Source organism: Pseudaquabacterium inlustre, assembly GCF_038066595.1.
Taxonomy (GTDB): Bacteria; Pseudomonadota; Gammaproteobacteria; order Burkholderiales; family Burkholderiaceae_C; genus Pseudaquabacterium; species Pseudaquabacterium inlustre.
Genome location: NZ_JBBUTH010000001.1, coordinates 900,687 through 922,386, shown reverse-complemented (window position 1 = coordinate 922,386; position 21,700 = coordinate 900,687). Strand labels below are relative to the sequence as shown.

At 71.3% G+C, this 21,700-nt stretch carries 17 protein-coding genes; all 17 read left to right on the top strand.

Annotated elements, in window-relative coordinates:
- The first annotated feature begins 10 nt into the window (after positions 1-10).
- Positions 11-1,147, top strand: coding sequence for a carbonic anhydrase (locus AACH10_RS03935; RefSeq protein ID WP_341409051.1), 1,137 nt, complete (start codon positions 11-13; stop codon positions 1,145-1,147).
- A 37-nt stretch (positions 1,148-1,184) separates the two neighbouring features.
- The gene (locus AACH10_RS03930) at positions 1,185-1,862 is read left to right on the top strand and encodes a heavy metal response regulator transcription factor (RefSeq protein ID WP_341409050.1); all 678 of its coding nucleotides are present in this window, start codon (positions 1,185-1,187) and stop codon (positions 1,860-1,862) included.
- 22 nt (positions 1,863-1,884) lie between these two features.
- Complete coding sequence (locus AACH10_RS03925) at positions 1,885-3,441, top strand: heavy metal sensor histidine kinase (protein WP_341409049.1); 1,557 nt, start codon at positions 1,885-1,887, stop codon at positions 3,439-3,441.
- A 254-nt stretch (positions 3,442-3,695) separates the two neighbouring features.
- Positions 3,696-4,775 carry a porin gene (locus AACH10_RS03920; protein WP_341409048.1) on the top strand — a complete coding sequence of 360 codons (1,080 nt, stop codon included), beginning with the start codon at positions 3,696-3,698 and terminating at the stop codon, positions 4,773-4,775.
- 290 nt (positions 4,776-5,065) lie between these two features.
- Positions 5,066-6,616, top strand: a complete 1,551-nt coding sequence (locus AACH10_RS03915; protein WP_341409047.1) for an SEL1-like repeat protein — start codon at positions 5,066-5,068, stop codon at positions 6,614-6,616.
- A 711-nt stretch (positions 6,617-7,327) separates the two neighbouring features.
- Complete coding sequence (locus tag AACH10_RS03910; RefSeq protein ID WP_341409046.1) at positions 7,328-7,768, top strand: division/cell wall cluster transcriptional repressor MraZ; 441 nt, start codon at positions 7,328-7,330, stop codon at positions 7,766-7,768.
- A 5-nt stretch (positions 7,769-7,773) separates the two neighbouring features.
- Positions 7,774-8,772: a 16S rRNA (cytosine(1402)-N(4))-methyltransferase RsmH gene (rsmH, locus tag AACH10_RS03905; protein WP_341409045.1), complete on the top strand. Its 999-nt coding sequence runs from the start codon at positions 7,774-7,776 to the stop codon at positions 8,770-8,772.
- The gene (gene ftsL, locus AACH10_RS03900) at positions 8,772-9,116 is read left to right on the top strand and encodes a cell division protein FtsL (protein ID WP_341409044.1); all 345 of its coding nucleotides are present in this window, start codon (positions 8,772-8,774) and stop codon (positions 9,114-9,116) included. Before rsmH ends, ftsL begins: the two co-directional genes overlap by 1 nt.
- Positions 9,113-10,879, top strand: a complete 1,767-nt coding sequence (locus tag AACH10_RS03895) for a peptidoglycan D,D-transpeptidase FtsI family protein (protein WP_341409043.1) — start codon at positions 9,113-9,115, stop codon at positions 10,877-10,879. The genes ftsL and AACH10_RS03895 overlap by 4 nt, the downstream gene beginning before the upstream one ends.
- Positions 10,880-10,882: 3 nt before the next feature.
- Positions 10,883-12,409, top strand: a complete 1,527-nt coding sequence (locus AACH10_RS03890) for a UDP-N-acetylmuramoyl-L-alanyl-D-glutamate--2,6-diaminopimelate ligase (RefSeq protein ID WP_341409042.1) — start codon at positions 10,883-10,885, stop codon at positions 12,407-12,409.
- Positions 12,406-13,905 carry a UDP-N-acetylmuramoyl-tripeptide--D-alanyl-D-alanine ligase gene (locus tag AACH10_RS03885; RefSeq protein WP_341409041.1) on the top strand — a complete coding sequence of 500 codons (1,500 nt, stop codon included), beginning with the start codon at positions 12,406-12,408 and terminating at the stop codon, positions 13,903-13,905. The genes AACH10_RS03890 and AACH10_RS03885 overlap by 4 nt, the downstream gene beginning before the upstream one ends.
- Positions 13,896-15,074 carry a phospho-N-acetylmuramoyl-pentapeptide-transferase gene (gene mraY, locus AACH10_RS03880; RefSeq protein WP_341409040.1) on the top strand — a complete coding sequence of 393 codons (1,179 nt, stop codon included), beginning with the start codon at positions 13,896-13,898 and terminating at the stop codon, positions 15,072-15,074. Before AACH10_RS03885 ends, mraY begins: the two co-directional genes overlap by 10 nt.
- A 7-nt stretch (positions 15,075-15,081) precedes the next feature.
- Positions 15,082-16,908 carry a UDP-N-acetylmuramoyl-L-alanine--D-glutamate ligase gene (murD, locus tag AACH10_RS03875; protein ID WP_341409039.1) on the top strand — a complete coding sequence of 609 codons (1,827 nt, stop codon included), beginning with the start codon at positions 15,082-15,084 and terminating at the stop codon, positions 16,906-16,908.
- Entirely contained in the window at positions 16,908-18,176 is a 1,269-nt protein-coding gene (gene ftsW / locus AACH10_RS03870) for a putative lipid II flippase FtsW (RefSeq protein WP_341409038.1), read from the top strand. Before murD ends, ftsW begins: the two co-directional genes overlap by 1 nt.
- The gene (gene murG / locus AACH10_RS03865) at positions 18,176-19,252 is read left to right on the top strand and encodes an undecaprenyldiphospho-muramoylpentapeptide beta-N-acetylglucosaminyltransferase (RefSeq protein ID WP_341409037.1); all 1,077 of its coding nucleotides are present in this window, start codon (positions 18,176-18,178) and stop codon (positions 19,250-19,252) included. The genes ftsW and murG overlap by 1 nt, the downstream gene beginning before the upstream one ends.
- Positions 19,249-20,670 (top strand): UDP-N-acetylmuramate--L-alanine ligase, encoded by a 1,422-nt coding sequence (gene murC / locus AACH10_RS03860; protein WP_341409036.1) that lies wholly within the window; start codon positions 19,249-19,251, stop codon positions 20,668-20,670. Before murG ends, murC begins: the two co-directional genes overlap by 4 nt.
- Positions 20,667-21,695 carry a D-alanine--D-alanine ligase gene (locus AACH10_RS03855; protein WP_341409035.1) on the top strand — a complete coding sequence of 343 codons (1,029 nt, stop codon included), beginning with the start codon at positions 20,667-20,669 and terminating at the stop codon, positions 21,693-21,695. The genes murC and AACH10_RS03855 overlap by 4 nt, the downstream gene beginning before the upstream one ends.
- The last annotated feature ends 5 nt before the right edge of the window (positions 21,696-21,700 follow it).

The window sequence follows — 21,700 nt, the reverse complement described above, 5'->3', positions numbered from 1 at the left end:
GGCCCGCGCCATGACTGCTGTTGCCGCATCCCTGTCGATTCTTCGCCCCACGCTGGCGGCCCTGGCTGCGGCCGGTCTGCTGCTGGCCCAGCCGCTGGCCCGGGCGGCCGATGCACATGGCGACGGCCACGGCGCCGCACCGGCGGCCAAGCCGGCGGCCAAACCGGCCGCCAAGCCCGCGGCGGCCGATGCCCATGCCGAGCCGGCCAAGGGTGGGGCGCATGCGGCGCCTGCCGCGGCGGGCCACGGCAAGGCGGCGCCGCCGCCACCGTCCGGTGCCGACCCCATGGACACGCTGCGCGACAAGCTGGCGCAAAAACTCGGTGCCGCCAAGGCGCCGGATGCGCCCAGCCCCTACGTCATGCGCGTGGTGGCCAAGTCGGGCGAGGAACTGCACGGCGGCGAGGCCGGCAAGGTGATCAAGAAGCTGCGCACCGAGAAGGCGGCGGCCGGCCACAAGGCCGATCCCCATGCCGCGCACTGGAGCTACGGCGGCGACGGCGGCCCTGAGCAATGGGGGCAGCTGAAGCCCGAGTTCGCCAAGTGTTCCAGCGGCACGCGGCAAAGCCCGATCGACATCCGCGGCGGCGTGAAGGTGGACCTGGAGCCGATCCAGTTCGACTACCGTGCCACCGGCTTCGGCGTCATCGACAACGGCCACACCATCCAGGTCAACCTGCAGGGCGGCAATGCCATCGAGGTGGGCGGGCGCCGCTTCGACCTGGTGCAGTTCCACTTCCACCGGCCGTCGGAAGAGCGCATCAACGGCCGCCAGTTCGACATGGTGGCGCACCTGGTGCACAAGGACCCCGAGGGCCGGCTGGCCGTGGTGGCCGTGCTGCTGGACCGCGGCAGCGCTCACCCGCTGGTGCAGAGCGTGTGGAACAACCTGCCGCTGGAAAAAGGCCAGGAGCAGGGCGCCCGCGTGCAGATGGACATGAACCACCTGCTGCCCGCCGACCGCCGCTACTACACCTACATGGGCTCGCTGACCACGCCGCCGTGCAGCGAGGGCGTGCTGTGGATGGTGATGCAGCAGCCGGTGACGCTGTCCACCGAGCAGCTGGCGGTGTTCACCAAGATGTACCCGATGAACGCGCGGCCGATTCAACAAGCGTCCGGCCGGCTCATCAAGCAGAGCAACTGAAGGCTGCCGCGGGGCGCGGCTATCATCCCGCCCCGCCATGCGCATCCTGATCGTCGAGGACGAAGCCAAGACCGCCGCCTATGTCCGCAAGGGCCTGGGGGAGCACGGCTTCATCGTCGATGTGGCCGACAACGGCACCGACGGCCTGCACCTGGCGCTGGAAGGCCAGTACGACCTGGTGCTGCTGGACGTGATGCTGCCGGGCCTGGACGGCCTGGAACTGCTGCGCCGCCTGCGCACCCAGCGCGACACGCCGGTGTTCATGCTCAGTGCGCGCGACACTGTGCCCGACCGCGTGCGCGGCCTGGAACTCGGCGCCGACGACTACCTGGTCAAGCCTTTCGCCTTCTCCGAGCTGCTGGCGCGCATCCACACCGTGCTGCGGCGCGGCGCCAACAAGCAGCCGGCCACCGTGGTGCGCGTGGCCGATTGCGAGATCGACTTCGTGCGCCGCCGCGTCAGCCGCGCCGGCCAGCGCATCGAGCTCACCGCCAAGGAGTTCGCGCTGCTCGACTACTTCGTGCGCCACGAGGGCGTGGCCCTGTCGCGCACGCTGATCGCCGAGCATGTGTGGGACATGAACTTCGACAGCGACACCAACGTGGTGGACGTGGCCGTGCGCCGCCTGCGCGCCAAGATCGACGAGGGCTTCGAGCCCAGGCTGATCCACACGCTGCGCGGCGTGGGCTACGTGTTCGAGGCGCGCGAGGCGTGAGCGGGCCAGGCGAGGGGCCCCGATGAAAGCCTGGACCGCGCTGTGCCATGCGCCGGCGCAGTGCCGCGGCATGCTGCGCGGCTCGATGACGCTGCAGATCGGCCTGTCGGTGATGGCCATCTCGGTGCTGCTGGTGGCCTGCAGCACCTGGCTGATGCTGCGCCTGTCCAAGCAGGACCTGCTGGACATCGCCGATGCGGTGATGCTGGGCAACCTGGCCCTGGTGCAGCGCGAGCTGATCGAGTCGCGCGGCGACCTGCCGCTGGTGGCCGCCGCGCTGACCGAGCGCATCGGCACCCAGGTGGGCAGCCTGCATGTCGCGGTGGTGGACGAGCAGCGCCGCCCAGTGGCTGCCACGCCCGGCTTTCCGCTGCGCGCGGCCGAGCTGCCCGGCGCCACCGTGCCCGACGAGGCGCTGCCGCCGCGGCTGGACCCGCATGCCGTGCGCGCGCTGCGCGAGCGCTGGGGGCCGCTGTCGCGCGAGGTGCGTGCGGCCGACGGCTCGCGCTACCTGGTGGCGATGGCGCGCGTGTGGTCGCTGGGTGGCGGCCATCCGCGCCCCGACGGCTGGGCGGTGATGGCCATGGACACCGGCATCGCGCGCGAGCTGGTGATCGACAGCGCCCAGGTGATCGCCGCGCTGCTGGCGGTGTCGGCCGTGGTGTCGGCGCTGGCCGGCACCTGGCTGGCGCGGCGCATCGTGGTGGCCGCCCAGCAGCTGGGCGACACGGCCGCGCGCATCGGCGGCAAGGACCTGGGCGAGCGCCTGGACGTGGCGGCGCTGCCCACCGAGCTGCGTGGCGCCGCCGAGGCGCTGAACCGCATGCTCGACCGCCTGGCCGACTCGATCACGCGGCTGACGCAGTTCTCGTCCGACCTGGCGCACGACCTGCGCACGCCGCTGAACAACCTGCTGGGCGAGGCGCAGGTGGCGCTGTCGCGCCCGCGCTCGGCGTCGGAGTACCGGGCGGTGATCGAGTCGGCGGTGGAGGACTGCGAGCGCCTGGTGCGCCTGACCGAGAGCCTGCTGTTCCTGGCCCGCGCCGACGAGGGCGAGGCCGTGCTGCAGGCCGAGTGGATCGACGCCGGCGAGCTCGCCGAGCGCCTGCGCGACTACTTCGAGCCGCTGGCCGAAGACCGTGGCCTGGCGCTGGCCGTGCAGGTGCCGGTTCACGAATGGCCCGGCGAGGGCCCGCAGCCGCAGCGCCTGTGGGCCGACCGCACGCTGCTGGCGCGCGCGGTGGCCAATGTGCTGAACAACGCGCTGCGCCATGCGCGCCCGGGCAGCACGGTGACGCTGACCATCGCCACCCGCGCGGTCGGTGCCGCGCGCATCGCGGTGGCCAACGAGGGCGAGCCGATCCCGCCGCAGTTCCATCAGCGCATCTTCGAGCGCATGTTCCGCATCGACGCCTCGCGCTGCCAGTCGTCCGAGGGGGCTGGTCTCGGCCTGGCCATCGTGCGCTCGATCATGGAACTGCACGGCGGCAGCGTCGAGGTGAGCAGCCAGGCCGGCGAGCCCACGGTGTTCACGCTGGTGTTTCCGGCGCCGCCCGGCACAGCGCATCCGGCCGGCTGAGATGGTGCCCCCACGTCGCTGTGCTCCGGCCCCCCGAGGGGGCCCTCCATCCCTTGGGGCGGCCCGGCGGGATTGAGGCCGGCGCGACACAGGCCGGCGCCATTTCGCCCCCCCTGTGCTGGCATGGGGTGGCCGGTTCCGTCACCACGCATGCGGCCGGGTGGCCGCACTTCCTAAGCTGCTGCATGTCCCGTTCAAGCCATGGACAAGGCTGACGCCATGGACATGTTCGAAACCCCCTGCGAAGGAAGATCATGAAGAAGCTCGTTCCGCACGCCATCGCCCTGGCCGTGCTCGCCACCGCCGCTGCCTCGGCCAACGCCCAGTCCACCCTCACGGTCTTCGGTCTGATGGACCTGAGCGTGAACTCGGTGAAGAACGGCAGCACCACCACCAAGTCGATGGACACCGCCGGCCTGAACACCAGCCGCATCGGCTTCCGTGGCACCGAAGACCTGGGCGGCGGCCTGCTGGCCGGTTTCTGGCTGGAAGCCGGCGTGAGCGGTGACACCGGCGGCGCCGGCGGCGGCACCGGCTACAACAGCAGCAACGCCTCGACCACCGGTTTCTTCAACCGTCGCTCGACGCTGAGCCTGTCGGGTGGCTTCGGTGAAGTGCGCCTGGGCCGCGACTACACGGTGAACTTCAACGTGTCGGGCAAGTTCGACGCCTTCGGCGCCAACGGCTTCGGCAACGGTGCCAACCTGTACGCCAACAAGAGCCCGTTCGACAAGTCGAGCACCGCCACCACGATGGGTGCCGCCTCGGCCCTGCGCGTGAACAACGCGGTCAGCTACTTCCTGCCGAAGGACCTGGGCGGCTTCTATGGCCAGGTGCAGGTGGGCGCGCCTGAAGGCGTGGCCGGCAACGGCTACAAGGGCGGCCTGTTCGGCTACGCCGCCGGCCCGGTGGACGTGGCGTTCTCGTACAGCCAGATCGACGTGTTCACCAGCGACAAGCTGAAGACCACCAACCTGGGCGGTTCGTACAACTTCGGCGTGGCCAAGGTCTACGCCCTGTACAACCAGAGCAAGTACGGCGCGCTGAAGTACACGACCTACGAACTGAGCACCAGCGTGCCGCTGGGCCAGGGCGAGTTCCGGGCCTCGTACGGCAAGGGCAACGCCGAAGGTGGCACCGCCGCCTTCAACAACAGCGACGCGACGCTGTGGGGCCTGGAGTACCTGTACAACCTGAGCAAGCGCACCGCCGTGTACGCACAGACCGGTTCGCTGAAGAACAAGGGCGCCTCGGCCATGAGCGTGGGCGGCCTGGGCGATGCCACCGGCGCCAAGTCGACCGGCTACGGCGTGGGCGTGCGTCACATGTTCTGATGACCGCGCGTGGCCGCATGTGCCGGGCGTTCGGGCCTGGCGCGTGCGGTGCGCATGGCCGAAGGGGCCGCATCCCGTGAGGGGTGCGGCCCCTTTTGTCATGGTGGCCCGGCTCGGCCCCGCATGGCGTGCGCCTGACCGGCGGATGACAGGATCGTCATCTGCATGTTCGTCTGTCGACAGGGCCTGGTTTCCATCATCCCCGCATGCCCAAACGGGCCCCCGCTGCCATCGGCGCAGGCCGCCATCCGGCCCGGGCGTGGCGGCCCCACCACATGCGAGGACAGGCGATGCGACGTCAGGACATTCAGCTGCTGGCCCAGGCCCGACAGGGCGATCTGCGGGCGCGCTGCGAGGTCGGCCGCCGCTACCTGCTGGGCGTGGACGGCTTCACCCGCCACGTGGCGGCCGGCATCGACCATCTGCGCCAGGCCGCCGCCACCGACCCCGCGGCCGCCGCCCGCGTGCTGGCCGAGTGCCTGCCGCTGCACGAGCTGCTGGCCCAGGGCCAGCACGCCGCCCTGCAGCGCGCCGCCGCGGCCGGCAGCGCCACCGCGCAGCTGCGCGCCGCCGCCTGGCAGTTGGCGCGGCGCGACGGCCTGGCCGAGGCACGGCACTGGCTGCAGCAGGCCGCGGCCAGCGCCACGCCGGCGGCTGCGGCGGCGCAGCCGGCGCTGAACGCGCTGGATGCAGCCCCACCGGCGCAGGCCCTGCGCGCGGTGCTGCAGGCGCTGGACGCCGCGGGCGAGGTGGACGGCGCGGCCGTGGCCGCCCAGGCCGTGGCCCAGGCGCGCGAGCAGGGCGACCTGCAGGCCCTGGCCGATGCCCTGAACGCGGCGCTGGCCTTCGATGCCGCGCCCGAGGCGGCGCTGCCGCGCGACATTGCCGCCGCCGTGCAGCTGGCCGAGGGCCAGGGCCGCGAGCTGCGGGGCGTGGACGCCCAGGCCATCCGCGACGCGCTGGAAAGCTGCGCCGCCCAGGGCGACCGCGAGGCTGCCTACACGTTGGGCCGTGGCCTGAGCGGCCTGCCCACGCCCGGCCTGTCGGCCGAGGTCTTCGACGGCCAGCAGAACATGCGCAAGGGCGCGGCGTTCCTGCTGCGCGCGGCCGACGCCGGCTGCGACGCCGCCTGGCTGCACCTGTACCGCCTGCATGCCGACCACAGCCTGTCGGTGGCCAATCCGCAGATGGCGCGCTTCTTCCTCGAGAAGGCCGCCGCCCGTGGCCAGGCCGAGGCGCAGCGCAAGCTGGGCGCGCTGATGCTGCGCGAATCGGCCGGCCTGGCCGGCACCGAGCAGGCCATCGCCTGGCTGCATGCCGCCGCGGCCCAACAGGATGCGCACGCGGCCACGCTGCTGCAGTCGCTGGTGCTGCCGGTGCCCGGCAGCGACGCCGAGGCCGCCTGGGGCATTGCCCAGGTGCGCCAGAGCGACCCCTGGCTGGCCGCGCGCCTGGCGCTGGCCCGCGCCTTCGGTCTGACCAAGCTGGAGGGCCTGTGCGTGGACCCGCTGGACGGCCAGCGCCCCTGGGGCCTGGTGGTGGGCCGCAACCCCTTCATCCAGCAGGTGCGGCTGTCGGCGCCGCGCGCCATCCCGGCGGTGAGTGCCGCCGCCGCCGGCGCGCTGCAGCAGGCCGTGGCGCTGTACGGCCAGCGCGGCGCGGCGGGTGAGGGCGATCTGCGCACCCGGTCGCTGCGCCAGCGGCGGTTGTTCGAGCGCCTGGGGCTGGATGAGGCGCTCTACTTCGCCGATGCGAGTGCCACCACGCTGGAGGCGCTGCGCCTGGGCAGCAAGTGGGCTTGGCGGGCGCGTCAGCCATTGAGCGAGGCCTTGGCGGCCTGAGGCGCCGTTTGCGGGCGGTTACCCATGGTTCCTTTCAGCCCGCCGGGGTTTCGCCCCGGCGGGCGACCTACTTTCTTTTCGCGAAAAGAAAGTAGGCAAAGAAAGCGCCTTCCAAACTTTCCGACGTCACCTCGCGCTTGAAGCGCATCGAGACGGGCGCCTCGCCCGCCCGGCGGGCTCGAACATAGCCAGCCGGATATGCCACGGGCTATTCCAAGGCGAAGCCCCCCCGGTCAAGACTCACGTGAAGAACACGGCAGGGCACGAAGGCTGCCAGAGCACAGCCATGCGACGGCCATGCCATCGGCGGCCATGCGTCCCGAGCCAAGCCGTATGTCGGCAGCCTGTTCGAGCCCGGCGGGCTGCTCCGAACCATGGGGCCATTTCCCCGCAGCGCACCGCCACCCAGGCGGCAGCCAAGCACCACCCGACCGCCGCAGTCCACCTACCCCGGAATGTGACAATTCACACGCCCGAACAGGGGGTTGCCCCCGTCGAGCCCGTGCGGCAGCCCCCACCCACCCCCACCCACTGTTCACACACTGCTTTCACAAGCCTCCGCAAGTCCCTATTTTGAAATGATTTTTTCCTGACAGCCACTTCCACAAACGCCTGTAACCCATTGATTTCACTGAATTTTTTCAGCTCCGCCACTCGATCGGCTGGTCTTTCTGAGTTAAAGTGGGGTTTAGTGGGAATTGGTGGGGCAAAGTGGCTGGATTGGTGTTTCAGGGCACGTCAGCGATGTCGCTGGATGCGAAGGGGCGGATCACCGTCCCGGCGCGCCATCGCGACGCCCTGTCGGCCCTGTGCGGCAACCAGCTGACCCTGTGCCGCCACCCGGTCGGCTGCCTGATGATGTTTCCGCGGCCGGCCTGGGAGGCCTTTCGCGACAAGCTGCTCACGCTGCCGATGAACGCCGATGGCTGGCGCCGGGTGTTCCTGGGCTCGGCGGTCGATGTGGACATCGACTCGGCCGCCCGCGTGCTGGTGTCGCCCGAACTGCGCGCCGTGGCCGGCCTCGACAAGGACGTGCTGCTGATGGGCAACGGTCGCCACCTCGAGTTGTGGGATCCGGCGCGCTACGCCGCCCATGAGGCCGAAACCCTGGCCACCGCGATGCCGGCGGCCATCCAGGACTTCGTGCTGTGAGCCCGGTGGCCCACACCGCAGGCAGTACACCGGCGCTCTCCCATGTCACGGTGCTGCTGGACGAGACGGTCGATGCCGCGCTGGGTCTCGATGCCCCGGGCGGGCGCGATGACGCCGAGGCCCACCGCCCGGCGCGCCTGAGCGGCACCTACGTCGACGGCACCTTCGGTCGTGGCGGCCACAGCCGCGCGCTGCTGGCCCGCCTGGGGCCGGCCGGCCGCCTGATCGCCTTCGACAAGGACCCCGAGGCCGTGGCCGTGGGCCAGGCCCTGGCTGCCGAGGATGCGCGCTTCGCCATCGTGCACGACGGCTTCTCCACCATGGCCGAGGCGCTGGCCGAGCGCGGCATCGCCCGCGTGGACGGCGTGCTGCTCGACCTGGGCGTCAGTTCCCCGCAGATCGACAACCCCGTGCGTGGGTTCAGCTTCCGCTTCGACGCGCCGCTGGACATGCGCATGGACACCACCCGTGGCGAGACCGCCGCGGATTTCCTGGCCAGCGCTCCCGAGCGCCGCATCGCAGAGGTGATACGTGACTACGGCGAAGAACGGTTTGCTGTTCAGATTGCAAAGGCGCTTGTTGCTCGCAGGGAGGGCGGGAACCCCGTTCGAACCACAGGCGAGCTTTCCGAGCTCGTGGCTCGTGCGGTCAAGACCCGCGAACCGGGCCAGGACCCTGCAACGCGCACGTTTCAAGCTCTTCGGATTCTCGTCAACCGTGAGCTCGAGGAGCTTGAACAGGGGCTGAGCGCCGCGCTCGGCCTGCTGGCGCCGGGCGGCCGGCTGGCGGTGATCAGCTTCCACTCGCTGGAAGACCGCATCGTCAAGACCTTCATCGCCCGCGAGAGCAAGGACGAGATCGACCGCCGCGCGCCGATGGCGCCGCCCAAGGCCATGCGCCTGCTGGCGCTCGGCCGCCAGCGGGCCAGCGCGGCCGAGGTGGCGGCCAACCCGCGCGCGCGCTCGGCCATGCTGCGCGTGGCCCAGCGCACGGAGGCCCCGTGATGGCGCGCCTGAACGTGCTGCTGCTGATGGCGGTGATCGCCAGCGCGCTGTGGCTGGTGCGCACCGCCTACGACGCGCGCCGCCTGTTCGCCGAGATCCACCGCGCCGAGCAGGAAGGCCTGCGCCTGGATGGCGAACGCGTGCGCCTGGAAGCCGAGCGCCAGGGCCAGGCCACCTCGCGCATCGTCGAGCGCACCGCGCGCGAGAAGCTGGCCATGCGCACCGTGACCCCGGCGGTCACGATGTACGAAGGCCAGGCCACGGCCACGCTGGCCGAACCCAAGACCGCGGGCAAGGCGGCCGCCAAGCCCGCCAATGCGCCTGCCTCTGGAGCCGCGCGATGAAGAAGCTGCTCACCCCCGCCAGCGTGCGCGGCGTCGACTACGCCACCAGCCCGCTGCTGGCCAGCCGCACGCCCAACTGGCGCAGCCGCTTCATCGTGGCCGCCGTGGGCCTGGGCTTCGCCGGCCTGCTGGGCCGCGCCGCCTACATCCAGCTGATCGGCACGCAGTTCTTCCAGAAGCAGGGCGAGATGCGCTACGCCCACACGCTGGAGGTGCCGGCCACGCGCGGCCGCATCCTCGACCGCAACCAGCAGCTGCTGGCCACCAGCGTGCCGGTGCCCAGCATCTGGGCCATCCCGAAGGAATTCCAGGCCACGCCCGAGCAGCGCAAGGCGCTGGTCAAGCTGCTGGGCCTGAGCGACAAGGACTTCGAGGCCAAGCTGGCCAGCGGCAGCCAGAACTTCGCCTGGATCCGACGCCAGGCCGAGCCCGAGCTGTGGGCGCAGGTCAAGGCCCTGGGCATCAAGGGCCTGTACGAGGACCGCGAGTACCGCCGCCGCTACCCCGAGGGCGAATCGGCCGCGCACGTGGTCGGCTTCACCAACCTCGACGACCAGGGCCAGGAAGGCATCGAGCTGGCCTTCCAGAAGGAACTGCAGGGCAAGAAGGGCGCCCGCGGCGTGGTCAAGGACCGCCTGGGCCGCGTGATCGAGGACCTGGGCACCGGCGTCGAGTCAGCCGACGGCCGCGACATCACGCTGGCCATCGACGCCAAGGTGCAGTTCTTCGCCTACCAGAAGGTGCGCGACGCGGTGGCCGAGCACAAGGCCAAGGCCGGCAGCGTGGTGGTGCTGGACACCCAGACCGGCGAAATCCTGGCGCTGGCCAACTACCCCAGCTACGACCCCGGCGCCCGCGCCCACCTGAATGGCGAGCAGCTGCGCAACCGCGCGCTGACCGACATCTTCGAGCCCGGCTCGACGATGAAGCCCTTCGTCGTGGCCCAGGCGCTGGAGACCGGCCGCGTCAAGCCCGAGACCATGATCAACGCCACGCCCGGCAGCGTGGTGGTGGGGGGCTTCCCGATCAAGGACGCGCACCCCTACGGCGGGCTCACCGTGCAGGGCGTGATCCAGAAGAGCAGCAACATCGGCACCGTGCGCATGGCCATGATGATGCAGCCGCACGAGCTGTGGGACGTGTACTCCAAGGTGGGCTACGGCCAGAAGCCGCAGATCAACTTCCCCGGCGCCGTGACCGGCCGGCTGCGCCCCTACAAGAGCTGGCGCCCGATCGAGCAGGCCACCATGGCCTACGGCTACGGCCTGTCGGCCTCGCTGCTGCAGATCGCCCGCGCCTACACCGCCTTCGCCCGCGACGGCGAGGTGATCCCGGTGTCGATGCTGCGCCAGGAGCAGCCCGCGACCGGCATCCGCGTGTTCTCGCCCGAGACCGCGCGCGAGATCCGCAAGATGCTGCAGATGGCCGCCGGCCCCGGCGGCACCGGCCCGCTGGCGCAGACCATCGGCTACTCGGTGGGCGGCAAGAGCGGCACCGCGCACAAGCAGGAAGGCCAGGGCTACGCCAGCCACAAGTACCGCTCGTGGTTCGTGGGCATGGCGCCGATCGACAAGCCGCGCATCGTGGTGGGCGTGATGGTCGACGAGCCCAGCAACGGCGTGTACTTCGGCGGTGCCGTGGCCGCGCCGGTGTTCAGCCAGGTGGTGCAGCAGACGCTGCGCATGATGAACGTGTCGCCCGACCTGGACGTCACGCCGCAGGTCATGGCCAAGGCGCTGCCCGCGGCGCCGGAGAACTTCTGAGCCATGCTGCGCCTGACCCACCCCGAGCAGGCCGTGGCCTGGCTGCAGTCGCAGCTGGCCGCCGGCGCCATGCTGCGCACCGACAGCCGCCGCGTCCAGCCCGGTGATGCCTTCATCGCCTGGCCCGGCTACGCCACCGACGGCCGCGCCCATGTGGCCAGCGCGCTGGCTTCGGGTGCTGGCGCCTGCCTCGTCGAGGCCGAGGGCGTGGAGGCCTTCGGCTTCGATGCCGCCGATGGCCGCATCGCCGCGCTGCACGGCCTGAAGGCCGCCACCGGCGCCATCGCCGCCGACTGGTTCGGCCGGCCCGGCCAGGCGCTTCAGGTGGTGGCTGCCACCGGCACCAACGGCAAGAGCAGCACCGCGTGGTGGACGGCCCAGGCGCTCACCGCGCTGGGACAGCGCTGCGGCGTGGTGGGCACGTTGGGCGTGGGCGAGCCGCCGCTGGACGGCCAGCCCGGCCGCATCGATTTCACCGGCCTGACCACGCCCGATCCGGTGACGCTGCAGGCCACCTTCCGCGCGCTGGCCGATGCCGGCTGCACGGCCTGCGCCATCGAGGCCTCGTCGATCGGCATCGTCGAGCACCGCCTGGCCGGCGCGCCGATCGCGGTGGCGCAGTTCACCAACTTCACGCGCGACCACCTCGACTACCACGGCGACATGGCCGCCTACTGGGCGGCCAAGCGCGCGCTGTTCAGCTGGCCGGGGCTGCGTGCCGCGGCCATCGACGTGGACGATGCCCAGGGCGAGCACCTGGCGGCCGAACTGAGCGGCCAGGGCCAGCTGGATGTGTGGTCGTGCGCCGTGCAGCGCCGCGACGCGCGCCTGCGTGCCGATGGCCTGCGCTATGCCGATGGCGGCCTGGCCTTCAGCGTGGTGGAGCGCTTGGCCGACGGCAGCGAGGCCCGCGCCGAGCTGCGCAGCGGCCTGATCGGCGACTACAACGCGCACAACCTGCTGGTGGTGCTGGCGGCGCTGCGCGCGCTGGGCGTGGCCCTGGCCGATGCCGTTGCCGTGGTGCCGCGGCTCACGCCGGTGCCGGGCCGCATGGACCGCGTGGCCACGCAGCCCGGCCAGCCCGAGGTGGTGGTGGACTACGCCCACACGCCCGATGCGCTGGAGAAGGCCATCCGCGCGCTGCGTCCGCTGGCGGCGGCCCGCGGTGGCCGGCTGTGGTGTGTCTTCGGCTGCGGTGGCGACCGCGATGCCACCAAGCGCCCGTTGATGGGCGCCATCGCCCGCCGCCTGGCCGACACCGTGGTGCTGACCAGCGACAACCCGCGCCGCGAAGCGCCCGCCGCCATCCTGTGCCAGATCCTGGCCGGCATCGCCGACTCCAGCGCCGTGGCTGTGATCGAGGACCGCCGCGACGCCATCACCCATGCCGTGCGCAGCGCCGCCGCGAATGATGTGGTGCTGATCGCCGGCAAGGGCCATGAGGACTACCAGGAGGTGGCCGGCGTCAAGCGCCCGTTCCTGGATGCCGCGGTGGCCGCCGAGGCGCTGGGCCTGCGGGGTGCGGCATGAGCACCGACATCATGATGACGCTGACCCAGGCGCACGCGCTGCTGCCCGGCAGCCGCCTGGTGGCCGCCGACCCGGCTGCGCTGGCCGCGGCCCACATCCACCGCGTGCACACCGACACGCGCACGCTGCAGCCGGGCGACCTGTTCGTGGCGCTGCGTGGCGAGCGCTTCGATGCGCACGACTTCCTGCCCCAGGCCCGCGCCGCCGGCGCCGTGGCCGTGATTGCCGAGCGCGGCATCGATCGCTGCGGCCTGCCCGGCCTGGAAGTGCCCGACGCGCTGGCCGCGCTGCAGCAGCTGGCCGCCGCCTGGCGCGCACGCCACACGCTGCCGCTGATCGCCGTGACCGGCAGCAATGGCAAGACCACCGTCACGCAGATGGTGGCCAGCATCCTGCGCGCCTGGGTGGGCGAGGACCATGCGCTGGCCACCGCCGGCAACTACAACAACCACATCGGCGTGCCACTCACCGCGCTGCGCCTGCGCCCGCACCACCGTGCCGCGGTGCTGGAGCTGGGCATGAACCACCCGGGCGAGATCGCCCAGCTGGCCGCGATCGCGCAGCCCACGGTGGCCATCGTCAACAACGCGCAGCGCGAGCACCAGGAGTTCATGGCCTCGGTCGAGGCCGTGGCGCACGAGAACGGCAGCGTCATCAGTGCGCTGCCGGCCGGCGGTGTGGCGGTGTTCCCGGCCGACGATGCGCATGCCGGCGTGTGGCAGCAACTGGCCGGCACGCGGCCCACGCTGACCTTCGCGCTGGATGCCGTGGCCGACGTGCACGACGATGCCGTGTGGGTGGCCGACGACTCCGACGCGCAGGACGCGCTGGCCGGGCATTGGGCGCTGCGCCTGCACACCCCCGCCGGCCCGGCCGAGTGCCATCTGCATGCCGCCGGCCGCCACAACGTGCGCAACGCGCTGGCCGCCGCCGCCGCCACGCTGGCCGCCGGTGCGCCGCTGGCCGCGGTGCTGGCCGGGCTGGAGGCCTTCCGCCCGGTGAGCGGCCGCTCGCAGGCCAGCCGGCTGCTGCAGGGTGGCCGCAGCGTCACGCTGGTGGACGACAGCTACAACGCCAACCCCGACTCGGTGCGCGCCGCCATCGACCTGCTGGCCACGCTGCCCGCGCCGCGCTGGCTGGTGCTGGGCGACATGGGCGAGGTGGGCGACGAAGGCCCGGCCTTCCATGCCGAGGTGGGCGCCCATGCGCGCGCCGCCGGCATCGACGCGCTGTGGACCGCTGGCCCGCTCTGCGCCCACGCGGCGCAAGCCTATGGCCAGGGATCGGCGGGCGGCACCGCCGGCGGTGCCGGTGCCCGCCACTTCGACAACGCCGCGGCCGTGGTGGCCGCGCTGGATGACGCACCCGCCTGTGGCGCGGTGCTGGTGAAAGGATCGCGCTTCATGCGCATGGAACAGGTGGTGCGCGCGCTGCGCGACCGTGCGGCCGCGGCCGCCCAGGCCAACCCGGCACAGGAGGGCGGCGCATGCTGCTGAGCCTGTCGCAGTGGCTGCTGGCGCAGTTCCCCGAGTGGGGCTTCCTGCGCATCTTCCAGTACCTGACTTTCCGCGCGGTGATGGCCAGCATGACCGCGCTGCTGATCGGCCTGGCCTTCGGGCCCTGGGTGATCCGCCGCCTCACCGAACTGAAGATCGGCCAGCCGATCCGCGAGTACGGCGTGCAGGCCCATCTGCAAAAACGCGGCACGCCCACCATGGGCGGCGTGCTGGTGCTGATCGGCATCGGCGTGTCCACCATCCTGTGGTTCGACTGGACCAACCGCTTCGTGTGGGTGGTGATGGTGGTCACCTTCGGCTTCGGCGCCGTGGGCTGGGTGGACGACTGGCGCAAGGTGGTCAAGAAAGACCCCGAGGGCATGCGCTCGCGCGAGAAGTTCTTCTGGCAGAGCCTGATCGGCGTGCTAGCCGCGATGTACCTGGCCTTCGCGGTGTCGGAAAGCACCAACCAGCGCGTGCTGGAGCTGTTCTTCCAGTGGATCGCCTCGGGCTTCACCGCCGAGCTGCCGCCCAAGGCCGGCCTGATGGTGCCGTTCTTCAAGACCATCAACTACCCGCTGGGCGTGCTGGGCTTCATCGGCGTGACCTACTTCGTCATCGTCGGCTGCAGCAACGCGGTGAACTTCACCGACGGGCTCGATGGCCTGGCCATCATGCCGGTGGTGCTGGTGGGTTCGGCACTCGGCATCTTCGCCTACATCGTCGGCAACGCGGTCTACAGCAAGTACCTGTTCTTCCCGTACATCCCGGGCGCCGGCGAACTGCTGATCTTCTGCGGCGCGATGGCCGGCGCCGGCCTGGCCTTCCTGTGGTTCAACGCGCATCCGGCCCAGGTGTTCATGGGCGACGTGGGCGCGCTGTCGCTGGGCGGCGCGCTGGGCACCATCGCGGTCATCACGCGCCAGGAGATCGTGCTCGGCATCATGGGCGCGGTGTTCGTGGCCGAGGTGCTGTCGGTGATGATCCAGGTGAGCTGGTTCAAGTACACCAAGAAGCGCTACGGCGAGGGCCGCCGCATCTTCCTGATGGCGCCGCTGCACCACCACTTCGAGAAGAAGGGCTGGAAGGAGACCCAGGTCGTGATCCGCTTCTGGATCATCACGATGCTGCTGTGCATGGTCGGCCTGGCCTCGCTCAAACTCCGCTGAGCACGCGATGAACCACTTGCAAGACCTCGACGTGCTGGTGCTGGGCCTGGGGGATTCCGGCCTGGCCATGGCGCGCTGGTGCGCGCGCCACGGTGCCCGCGTGCAGGTGTGGGATTCGCGGCCCAACCCGCCGCAGGCCGCGGTGCTGACGGCCGAACTGCCGGCGGTGACGCTGCGCTCGGGCACGCTGGGCGCCGAGGACCTGGGCACGTTCAAGCTGGTGCTCAAGAGCCCCGGTCTGGCGCCACACGATGCGCGCATCGTGGGCCTGCTGGACGCGGCGCGTGCCACCGGCATCGCGCTGGGCGGCGAGCTCGACCTGTTCGCCCGGGCGCTGGCCGACCTGAAGGCCGACCGCGGTTACGCACCGGCCGTGCTGGCCATCACTGGCACCAACGGCAAGACCACCACCACGTCGATGACGGCGCTGCTGGTCGAGCGCTGCGGCAAGCGCGTGGCCATGGCCGGCAACATCGGCCCGACGATGCTGGACACGCTGGCCGCCGCGCTGGATGCCGAGCCGGTGCGTGCGCCTGAGCCGGAGGCTGATGCGGCGGACACCGCAGACCAGGCGCAGCCAGCCGGTGATGCGCAGGAAGCGGCCACCGGCGCTGATGAGCAGGCTGAGGCAGCAGCAACCGACGAAGCCGTGGCTGCAGCCGACACCCCCGAGGCGGCCGAAGCGATCGCTGCCGACGCCGACATCCCCGCCGACGACGACGAACCCGCCGCACTGCCCATCGCCCCGCCGCCGCCGGCCGCGCCCACCTTCGAGGTGCTGCCCGAGGTGTGGGTGCTCGAACTCTCCAGCTTCCAGCTCGACGGCGTGCAGGGCTTCGCGCCCAGCGCCGCCGCGGTGCTGAACATCACGCAGGATCACCTCGACTGGCACGGCGACATGGCCGCGTACACGGCGGCCAAGGCGCGCATCTACGGCCCGGCCGGTGTCGAAGGCGCCACGGTGATGGTGATCAACCGCGATGACCTGGCCGTCGAGTCGCTGGTGCCGGCGCCGGTGGTGGTCAAGGGCGGCCGCGGCGTCAAGCCGCGCACGCTGCAGCGCAAGGTGGTGCGCTTCGGGCTCGATGCGCCGCAGCAGCCGGGCGATTTCGGCCTGGTCACCGAGAACGGCATGGCCTGGCTGGTGCGCGCCCGCGAGGTGGACGAGACCCTCAAGCGCAGCAGCCGCAAGGCCGCGGCCGAGGACGACGAGATCCAGTTGCAGCGCCTGATGCCGGCCGATGCGCTGCGCGTGCGCGGCCGCCACAACGCCGCCAATGCGCTGGCCGCGCTGGCGCTGGCCACCGCCATCGGCTGCCCGCTGGCGCCGATGCTGCACGGCCTGCGCGATTATGGCGGCGAGCCGCACCGCGTGGCCTATGTGGCCACGGTGGGCGGTGTCGAGGCTTTCGACGACAGCAAGGGCACCAACGTGGGCGCCACCGTGGCCGCGCTGGTGGGCCTGGGCGCCGACAAGGCACCGGCCAAGCTGGTGGTCATCCTGGGCGGTGACGGCAAGGGCCAGGACTTCGCGCCGCTGGCCGCGCCGGTGGCCCGCCATGCCCGCGCCGTGGCCCTGATCGGCCGTGACGCACCGGCGATCCAGGCCGCGCTGGCCGACGTGGCCACCGGCGACACGCCGTTGCCGATGCAGGGCCATGACACGCTGCAAGCCGCCGTGGCCTGGTGCTTCGAGCAGGCCCGGCCCGGTGACGCGGTGCTGCTGAGCCCGGCCTGCGCCAGCCTGGACATGTTCCGCAACTACGCCCACCGCGCCGAGGTGTTCGTGGCCGCGGTGCAGGCCGAGGCCGATGCGCGTGGGGAGATGTTCTGATGAGCGCTTTCGCCGACCGCTTCAACCCCGTCAGCCTGCTGGCGCGCCTGAAGTCGCTGCGCAGCGGTGGCGGTGGCGGCGAGGCCGTGCCCATCCACGACTGGCAGGGCCCCACGGCCGGCCAGGCGCCACGCATCGCCGGCTTCGACACGGCGCTGGTGTGGTGCACGCTGGGCCTGCTGGCGCTGGGTCTGGTGATGGTGTATTCGGCCAGCGTGGCGCTGCCCGACAGCCCCAAGTACGCGCGCTACTCGTCCACCTTCTTCCTCACGCGCCATGCCTTCTCGCTGGCGCTGGCCTTCATCGCCGCCGTGGTGGTGGTGCAGATCCCCGTCAACCAGTGGGAGCGTTGGGCGCCGTGGCTGTTCGTGGCCTCGCTGCTGCTGCTGACCCTGGTGCTGATCCCCGGTGTGGGCAAGGGCGTGAACGGCGCGCGGCGCTGGCTGCCGCTGGGGGTGATGAACTTCCAGCCGAGTGAGCTGGCCAAGCTGGGCATCGCGATGTACGCGGCCAGCTACATGGTGCGCAAGATGGAAGTGAAGGAGCGCTTCTTCCAGGCCGTGTGGCCGATGGCGGTGGCGCTGGCGGTGATCGGCCTGCTGCTGCTGGCCGAGCCCGACATGGGCGCCTTTGTCGTCATCGCGATGATGGCGCTGGGCATCCTGTTCCTGGGCGGCGTGAACGGCCGCATGTTCTTCCTCAGCGTGGCGGTGCTGCTGGGCGCCTTCGCGCTGATGATCGCCACCAGCCCGTTCCGCCGCGCGCGCATCCTGGCCTTTCTGGACCCGTGGGATCCGGTCTACGCCAAAGGCAAGGGCTACCAGCTTACGCACTCGCTGATCGCCATCGGCCGTGGCGAGTTCTCGGGCCAGGGCCTGGGCGGCAGCATCGAGAAGCTGCACTACCTGCCCGAGGCGCACACCGACTTCCTGATGGCGGTGATCGGCGAAGAGCTGGGCTTCGTGGGTGTGTCCTGCGTGATCCTGGCCTTCTTCTGGCTGACCCGCCGCATCTTCGTCATCGGCCGCCAGGCCGTGGTGCTGGACCGCGTGTTCGCCGGCCTGATGGTGCAAGGGATCGGCATCTGGTTCGGTGGCCAGGCGCTGATCAACATGGGCGTGAACCTGGGCGCGCTGCCCACCAAGGGCCTGACGCTGCCGCTGCTGAGCTATGGCGGCTCGGCCATCCTGCTGAACCTCGTGGCGCTGGCGATTGTTCTCAGGGTGGACATCGAGAACCGGCAGCTGATGCGCGGAGGCAGGGCCTGATGCCGCACCTCGTGGTCATGGCAGCAGGCACCGGCGGGCACATCATGCCCGGCCTGGCGGTGGCGCGCGAAGTGCAGCGCCGCGGCTGGACCGTGAGCTGGCTGGGCACCGCCACCGGCATGGAGAACAAGCTGGTGCCGCCCAGCGGCATCGCGATGGACACGCTGGCCTTCAGCGGCCTGCGCGGCAAGGGCCTGATGCATACGCTGACTGGGGCCTTTCGCATGCTCAAGGCGCTGTGGGACAGCGCCGCCATCCTGCGCCGGCGCCGCGCCAGTGCGGTGCTGGGCATGGGTGGCTATGTGTGCTTTCCCGGTGGCTATGCCGCCGCGGCACTCGGCAAGCCGCTGATGCTGGTGAATGCCGATGCGGCGCTGCTGCTGTCCAACAAGAGCCTGCTGCCGGTGGCCGACCGCGTGGCCTTCGGCTTCGACGGCCCGGCTTCGCACGTCAAGCAGGGCCTGGTGACCGGCAATCCGGTGCGTGCCGAGATCGAGGCCATCGCACCGCCGGCCCAGCGCCTTGCCGGCCGCAGCGGCCCGCTGCGCCTGCTGGTGGTGGGCGGCAGCCTGGGCGCGCAAGTGCTCAACGCCAACGTGCCGAAGGCCATCGCCGCGCTGCCGGCGGATCAGCGCCCCATCGTCACGCACCAGACCGGCGCGAAAGAGGCCGATGCGGTGCGCGCCGCCTATGCCGCCGCTGGCGTGGCCGATGCCGAGGTGCTGCCCTTCATCGACGACATGGCCACGCGCCTGGCGCAGTGCGACCTGATCGTGTGCCGCGCCGGCGCGGTGACGGTGAGCGAGCTGTGCGCCGCCGGCGTGCCGGCCATCCTGGTGCCGCTGGTGGTCAGCACCACCGCGCACCAGCGCGACAACGCGCGGTGGCTGGCGGGGCAGGGCGCCGGCATCCATCTGCCGCAGACCGAACTCACGCCGCAATTGCTGGCGGACAAGCTGGCTGCGCTGGACCGCACCGCGCTGCTGGCCATGGCCGAGAAAGCCCGCGCCGCAGCCAGGCCCCAGGCCGCCGCACGCGTGGCCGATGAACTCGAACGCTTGGTGAACAAGTCATGAAACACGCCGTCAAGCGCATTCACTTCATTGGCGTGGGCGGCGCCGGCATGTCCGGCATCGCCGAGATCCTGCACAACCTGGGCTACCAGGTCTCGGGCTCCGATCAATCGGCCAGCGCCACCACGCAGCGCCTGGGCGAGCTGGGCATCCGCGTGGCCATCGGCCACGATGCCGCCAACGTGGGCGACGCCCAGGCCGTGGTGACCAGCACCGCGGTGAAGGGCGACAACCCCGAGGTCATCACCGCCCGTGCACGCGGCATCCCGGTGGTGGCGCGCGCGCAGATGCTGGCCGAGCTGATGCGCCTGAAGCAGGGCATCGCGATTGCCGGCACGCATGGCAAGACCACCACCACCTCGCTGGTGGCCAGCGTGCTGGCCGAGGCCGGCGTGGACCCCACCTTCGTGATCGGCGGCAAGCTCAATGCGGCCGGCGCCAATGCGCGCCTGGGTTCGGGCGACTACATCGTGGTCGAGGCCGACGAGAGCGATGCCTCGTTCCTGAACCTCACGCCGGTGCTCAGCGTCGTCACCAACATCGACGCCGACCACATGGACACCTACGCGCATGACTTCGCGCGGCTCAAGGCGGCCTTCGTCGACTTCCTGCACCGCATGCCCTTCTACGGCGCGGCCATCGTCTGCACCGACGATCCCGGTGTGCGCAGCATCCTGCCGATGGTCTCGCGCCCGGTGATCAGCTACGGCTTCAACGCCGACGCCCAGGTGCGCGCCGTGAACGTGCAGGCCCTGGCTGGCGGTCAGATGCGCTTCACCTGCCGGCGCCGCGAGCGCGACGGCAGCCAGCTGCCCGAGCTCGACGTGACGTTGAACCTGCCCGGCGAGCACAACGTGCGCAACGCGCTGGCCACCATCGCAGTGGCCACCGAACTGGAGCTCGACGACGCCGCCACCGTGCGCGCGCTGGCGGCCTTCAGCGGCGTGGGCCGGCGCTTCCAGCGGTACGGCGAGATCCCCGTCGCCCAGGGCGGCAGCTTCACATTGATCGACGACTACGGCCACCACCCGGTGGAGATGGCGGCGGTGATCGCGGCCGCACGCGGTGCCTTCCCGGGCCAGCGCCTGGTGCTGGCCTTCCAGCCGCACCGCTACACCCGCACACGCGACTGCTTCGAGGACTTCGTCAAGGTGATGGGCCAGGCCGACGCCGTGCTGCTGACCGAGGTGTATGCCGCCGGCGAGGCGCCGATCGTGGCCGCCGACGGCCGCGCGCTGGCCCGCGCCTTGCGTGTGGCGGGCCGCGTCGATCCGGTGTTCGTGGACGACGTCAGCGCGCTGCCCGAGGCCATCCTGGCCCATGCGCGCGGCGGTGATGTGGTGATCGCGATGGGTGCCGGCTCGATCGGCGCCGTGCCGGGCCAGGTGGTGGCGCGGTTGCAGCAGGAGAACAAGCAATGACGCTGTCGGTGGCGGATCTGCCGCCCGTGGACGGGGCGGCCCTGGGCAAGGTGGCCGTGCTGATGGGCGGCACCAGCGCCGAGCGCGAGGTGTCGCTGATGTCGGGCACCGGCGTGCTGGCGGCGCTGAAGAGCCAGGGCGTCGATGCCCACGCCTTCGACCCCGCCGAGCGCGCGCTCGATGAGCTCAAGCGCGAGGGCTTCGACCGCGTGTTCATCGCGCTGCACGGCCGCCATGGCGAGGACGGTACGGTGCAGGGCGCGCTCGAGCTGCTGGGCATCCCGTACACCGGCTCGGGCGTGATGGCCTCGGCCGTGGCCATGGACAAGACCATGACCAAGCGTGTGTGGAAGGCCGAAGCGCTGAGCACGCCCGACTGGGTGTGGCTGAGTCCGGCCGAGCAAACCCGCGAGCGGGTGCGCGAGATCCCCGACACGCTGGGCCTGCCGCTGATCGTCAAGCCGCCGCGCGAGGGCTCGACCATCGGCATCAGCAAGGTGCAGGGCTACAGCGAGATGGCCGAGGCCGTGCAGCTGGCCACCCGCTACGACCCCGACCTGCTGTGCGAGCAGTTCATCGAGGGCGACGAAGTGACCTGTCCGGTGATCGGCGAAGGGGCTTCTGCGCAGGCCTTGCCGGTGGTCAAGATCGTGGCGCCCGAGGGCAACTACGACTATCAGAACAAGTATTTCACCGACGATACTCGGTACCTGTGTCCCAGCACCTTGCCCCCTGACGAAGAGCGTGAAATCCAGCGCCTTGTCGTCGCCGCCTACCGGGCACTGGGCTGCCGCGGATGGGGGCGCGCCGACCTGATGATCCGCGCCGCCGACCGCAAGCCCTTCCTGCTGGAGATGAACACCTCGCCCGGCATGACCGGGCACTCGCTGGTGCCGATGTCGGCCCGCGCCGCAGGCATCAGCTACGAGCGGCTCTGCCTGCACCTGCTGTCGCAGGCCACGCTGGACAGCGGCCCCGAGCGCGTGCTGCTTGACCCCGCCGCGCCCGATCCCGAGGCCGCCTGACACCC

Bases quoted from the DNA above. Each gene is read 5' to 3' on its own strand.
- AACH10_RS03895 (WP_341409043.1), top strand. From the start codon at position 9,113: ATGAAGAAGCTGCTCACCCCCGCCAGCGTGCGCGGCGTCGACTACGCC.
- mraY (WP_341409040.1), top strand. From the start codon at position 13,896: ATGCTGCTGAGCCTGTCGCAGTGGCTGCTGGCGCAGTTCCCCGAGTGG.
- ftsW (WP_341409038.1), top strand. From the start codon at position 16,908: ATGAGCGCTTTCGCCGACCGCTTCAACCCCGTCAGCCTGCTGGCGCGC.
- AACH10_RS03915 (WP_341409047.1), top strand. From the start codon at position 5,066: ATGCGACGTCAGGACATTCAGCTGCTGGCCCAGGCCCGACAGGGCGAT.
- AACH10_RS03930 (WP_341409050.1), top strand. From the start codon at position 1,185: ATGCGCATCCTGATCGTCGAGGACGAAGCCAAGACCGCCGCCTATGTC.
- AACH10_RS03925 (WP_341409049.1), top strand. From the start codon at position 1,885: ATGAAAGCCTGGACCGCGCTGTGCCATGCGCCGGCGCAGTGCCGCGGC.
- murC (WP_341409036.1), top strand. From the start codon at position 19,249: ATGAAACACGCCGTCAAGCGCATTCACTTCATTGGCGTGGGCGGCGCC.
- AACH10_RS03885 (WP_341409041.1), top strand. From the start codon at position 12,406: ATGAGCACCGACATCATGATGACGCTGACCCAGGCGCACGCGCTGCTG.
- AACH10_RS03920 (WP_341409048.1), top strand. From the start codon at position 3,696: ATGAAGAAGCTCGTTCCGCACGCCATCGCCCTGGCCGTGCTCGCCACC.
- ftsL (WP_341409044.1), top strand. From the start codon at position 8,772: ATGGCGCGCCTGAACGTGCTGCTGCTGATGGCGGTGATCGCCAGCGCG.
- AACH10_RS03890 (WP_341409042.1), top strand. From the start codon at position 10,883: ATGCTGCGCCTGACCCACCCCGAGCAGGCCGTGGCCTGGCTGCAGTCG.
- AACH10_RS03855 (WP_341409035.1), top strand. From the start codon at position 20,667: ATGACGCTGTCGGTGGCGGATCTGCCGCCCGTGGACGGGGCGGCCCTG.
- murD (WP_341409039.1), top strand. From the start codon at position 15,082: ATGAACCACTTGCAAGACCTCGACGTGCTGGTGCTGGGCCTGGGGGAT.
- AACH10_RS03935 (WP_341409051.1), top strand. From the start codon at position 11: ATGACTGCTGTTGCCGCATCCCTGTCGATTCTTCGCCCCACGCTGGCG.
- murG (WP_341409037.1), top strand. From the start codon at position 18,176: ATGCCGCACCTCGTGGTCATGGCAGCAGGCACCGGCGGGCACATCATG.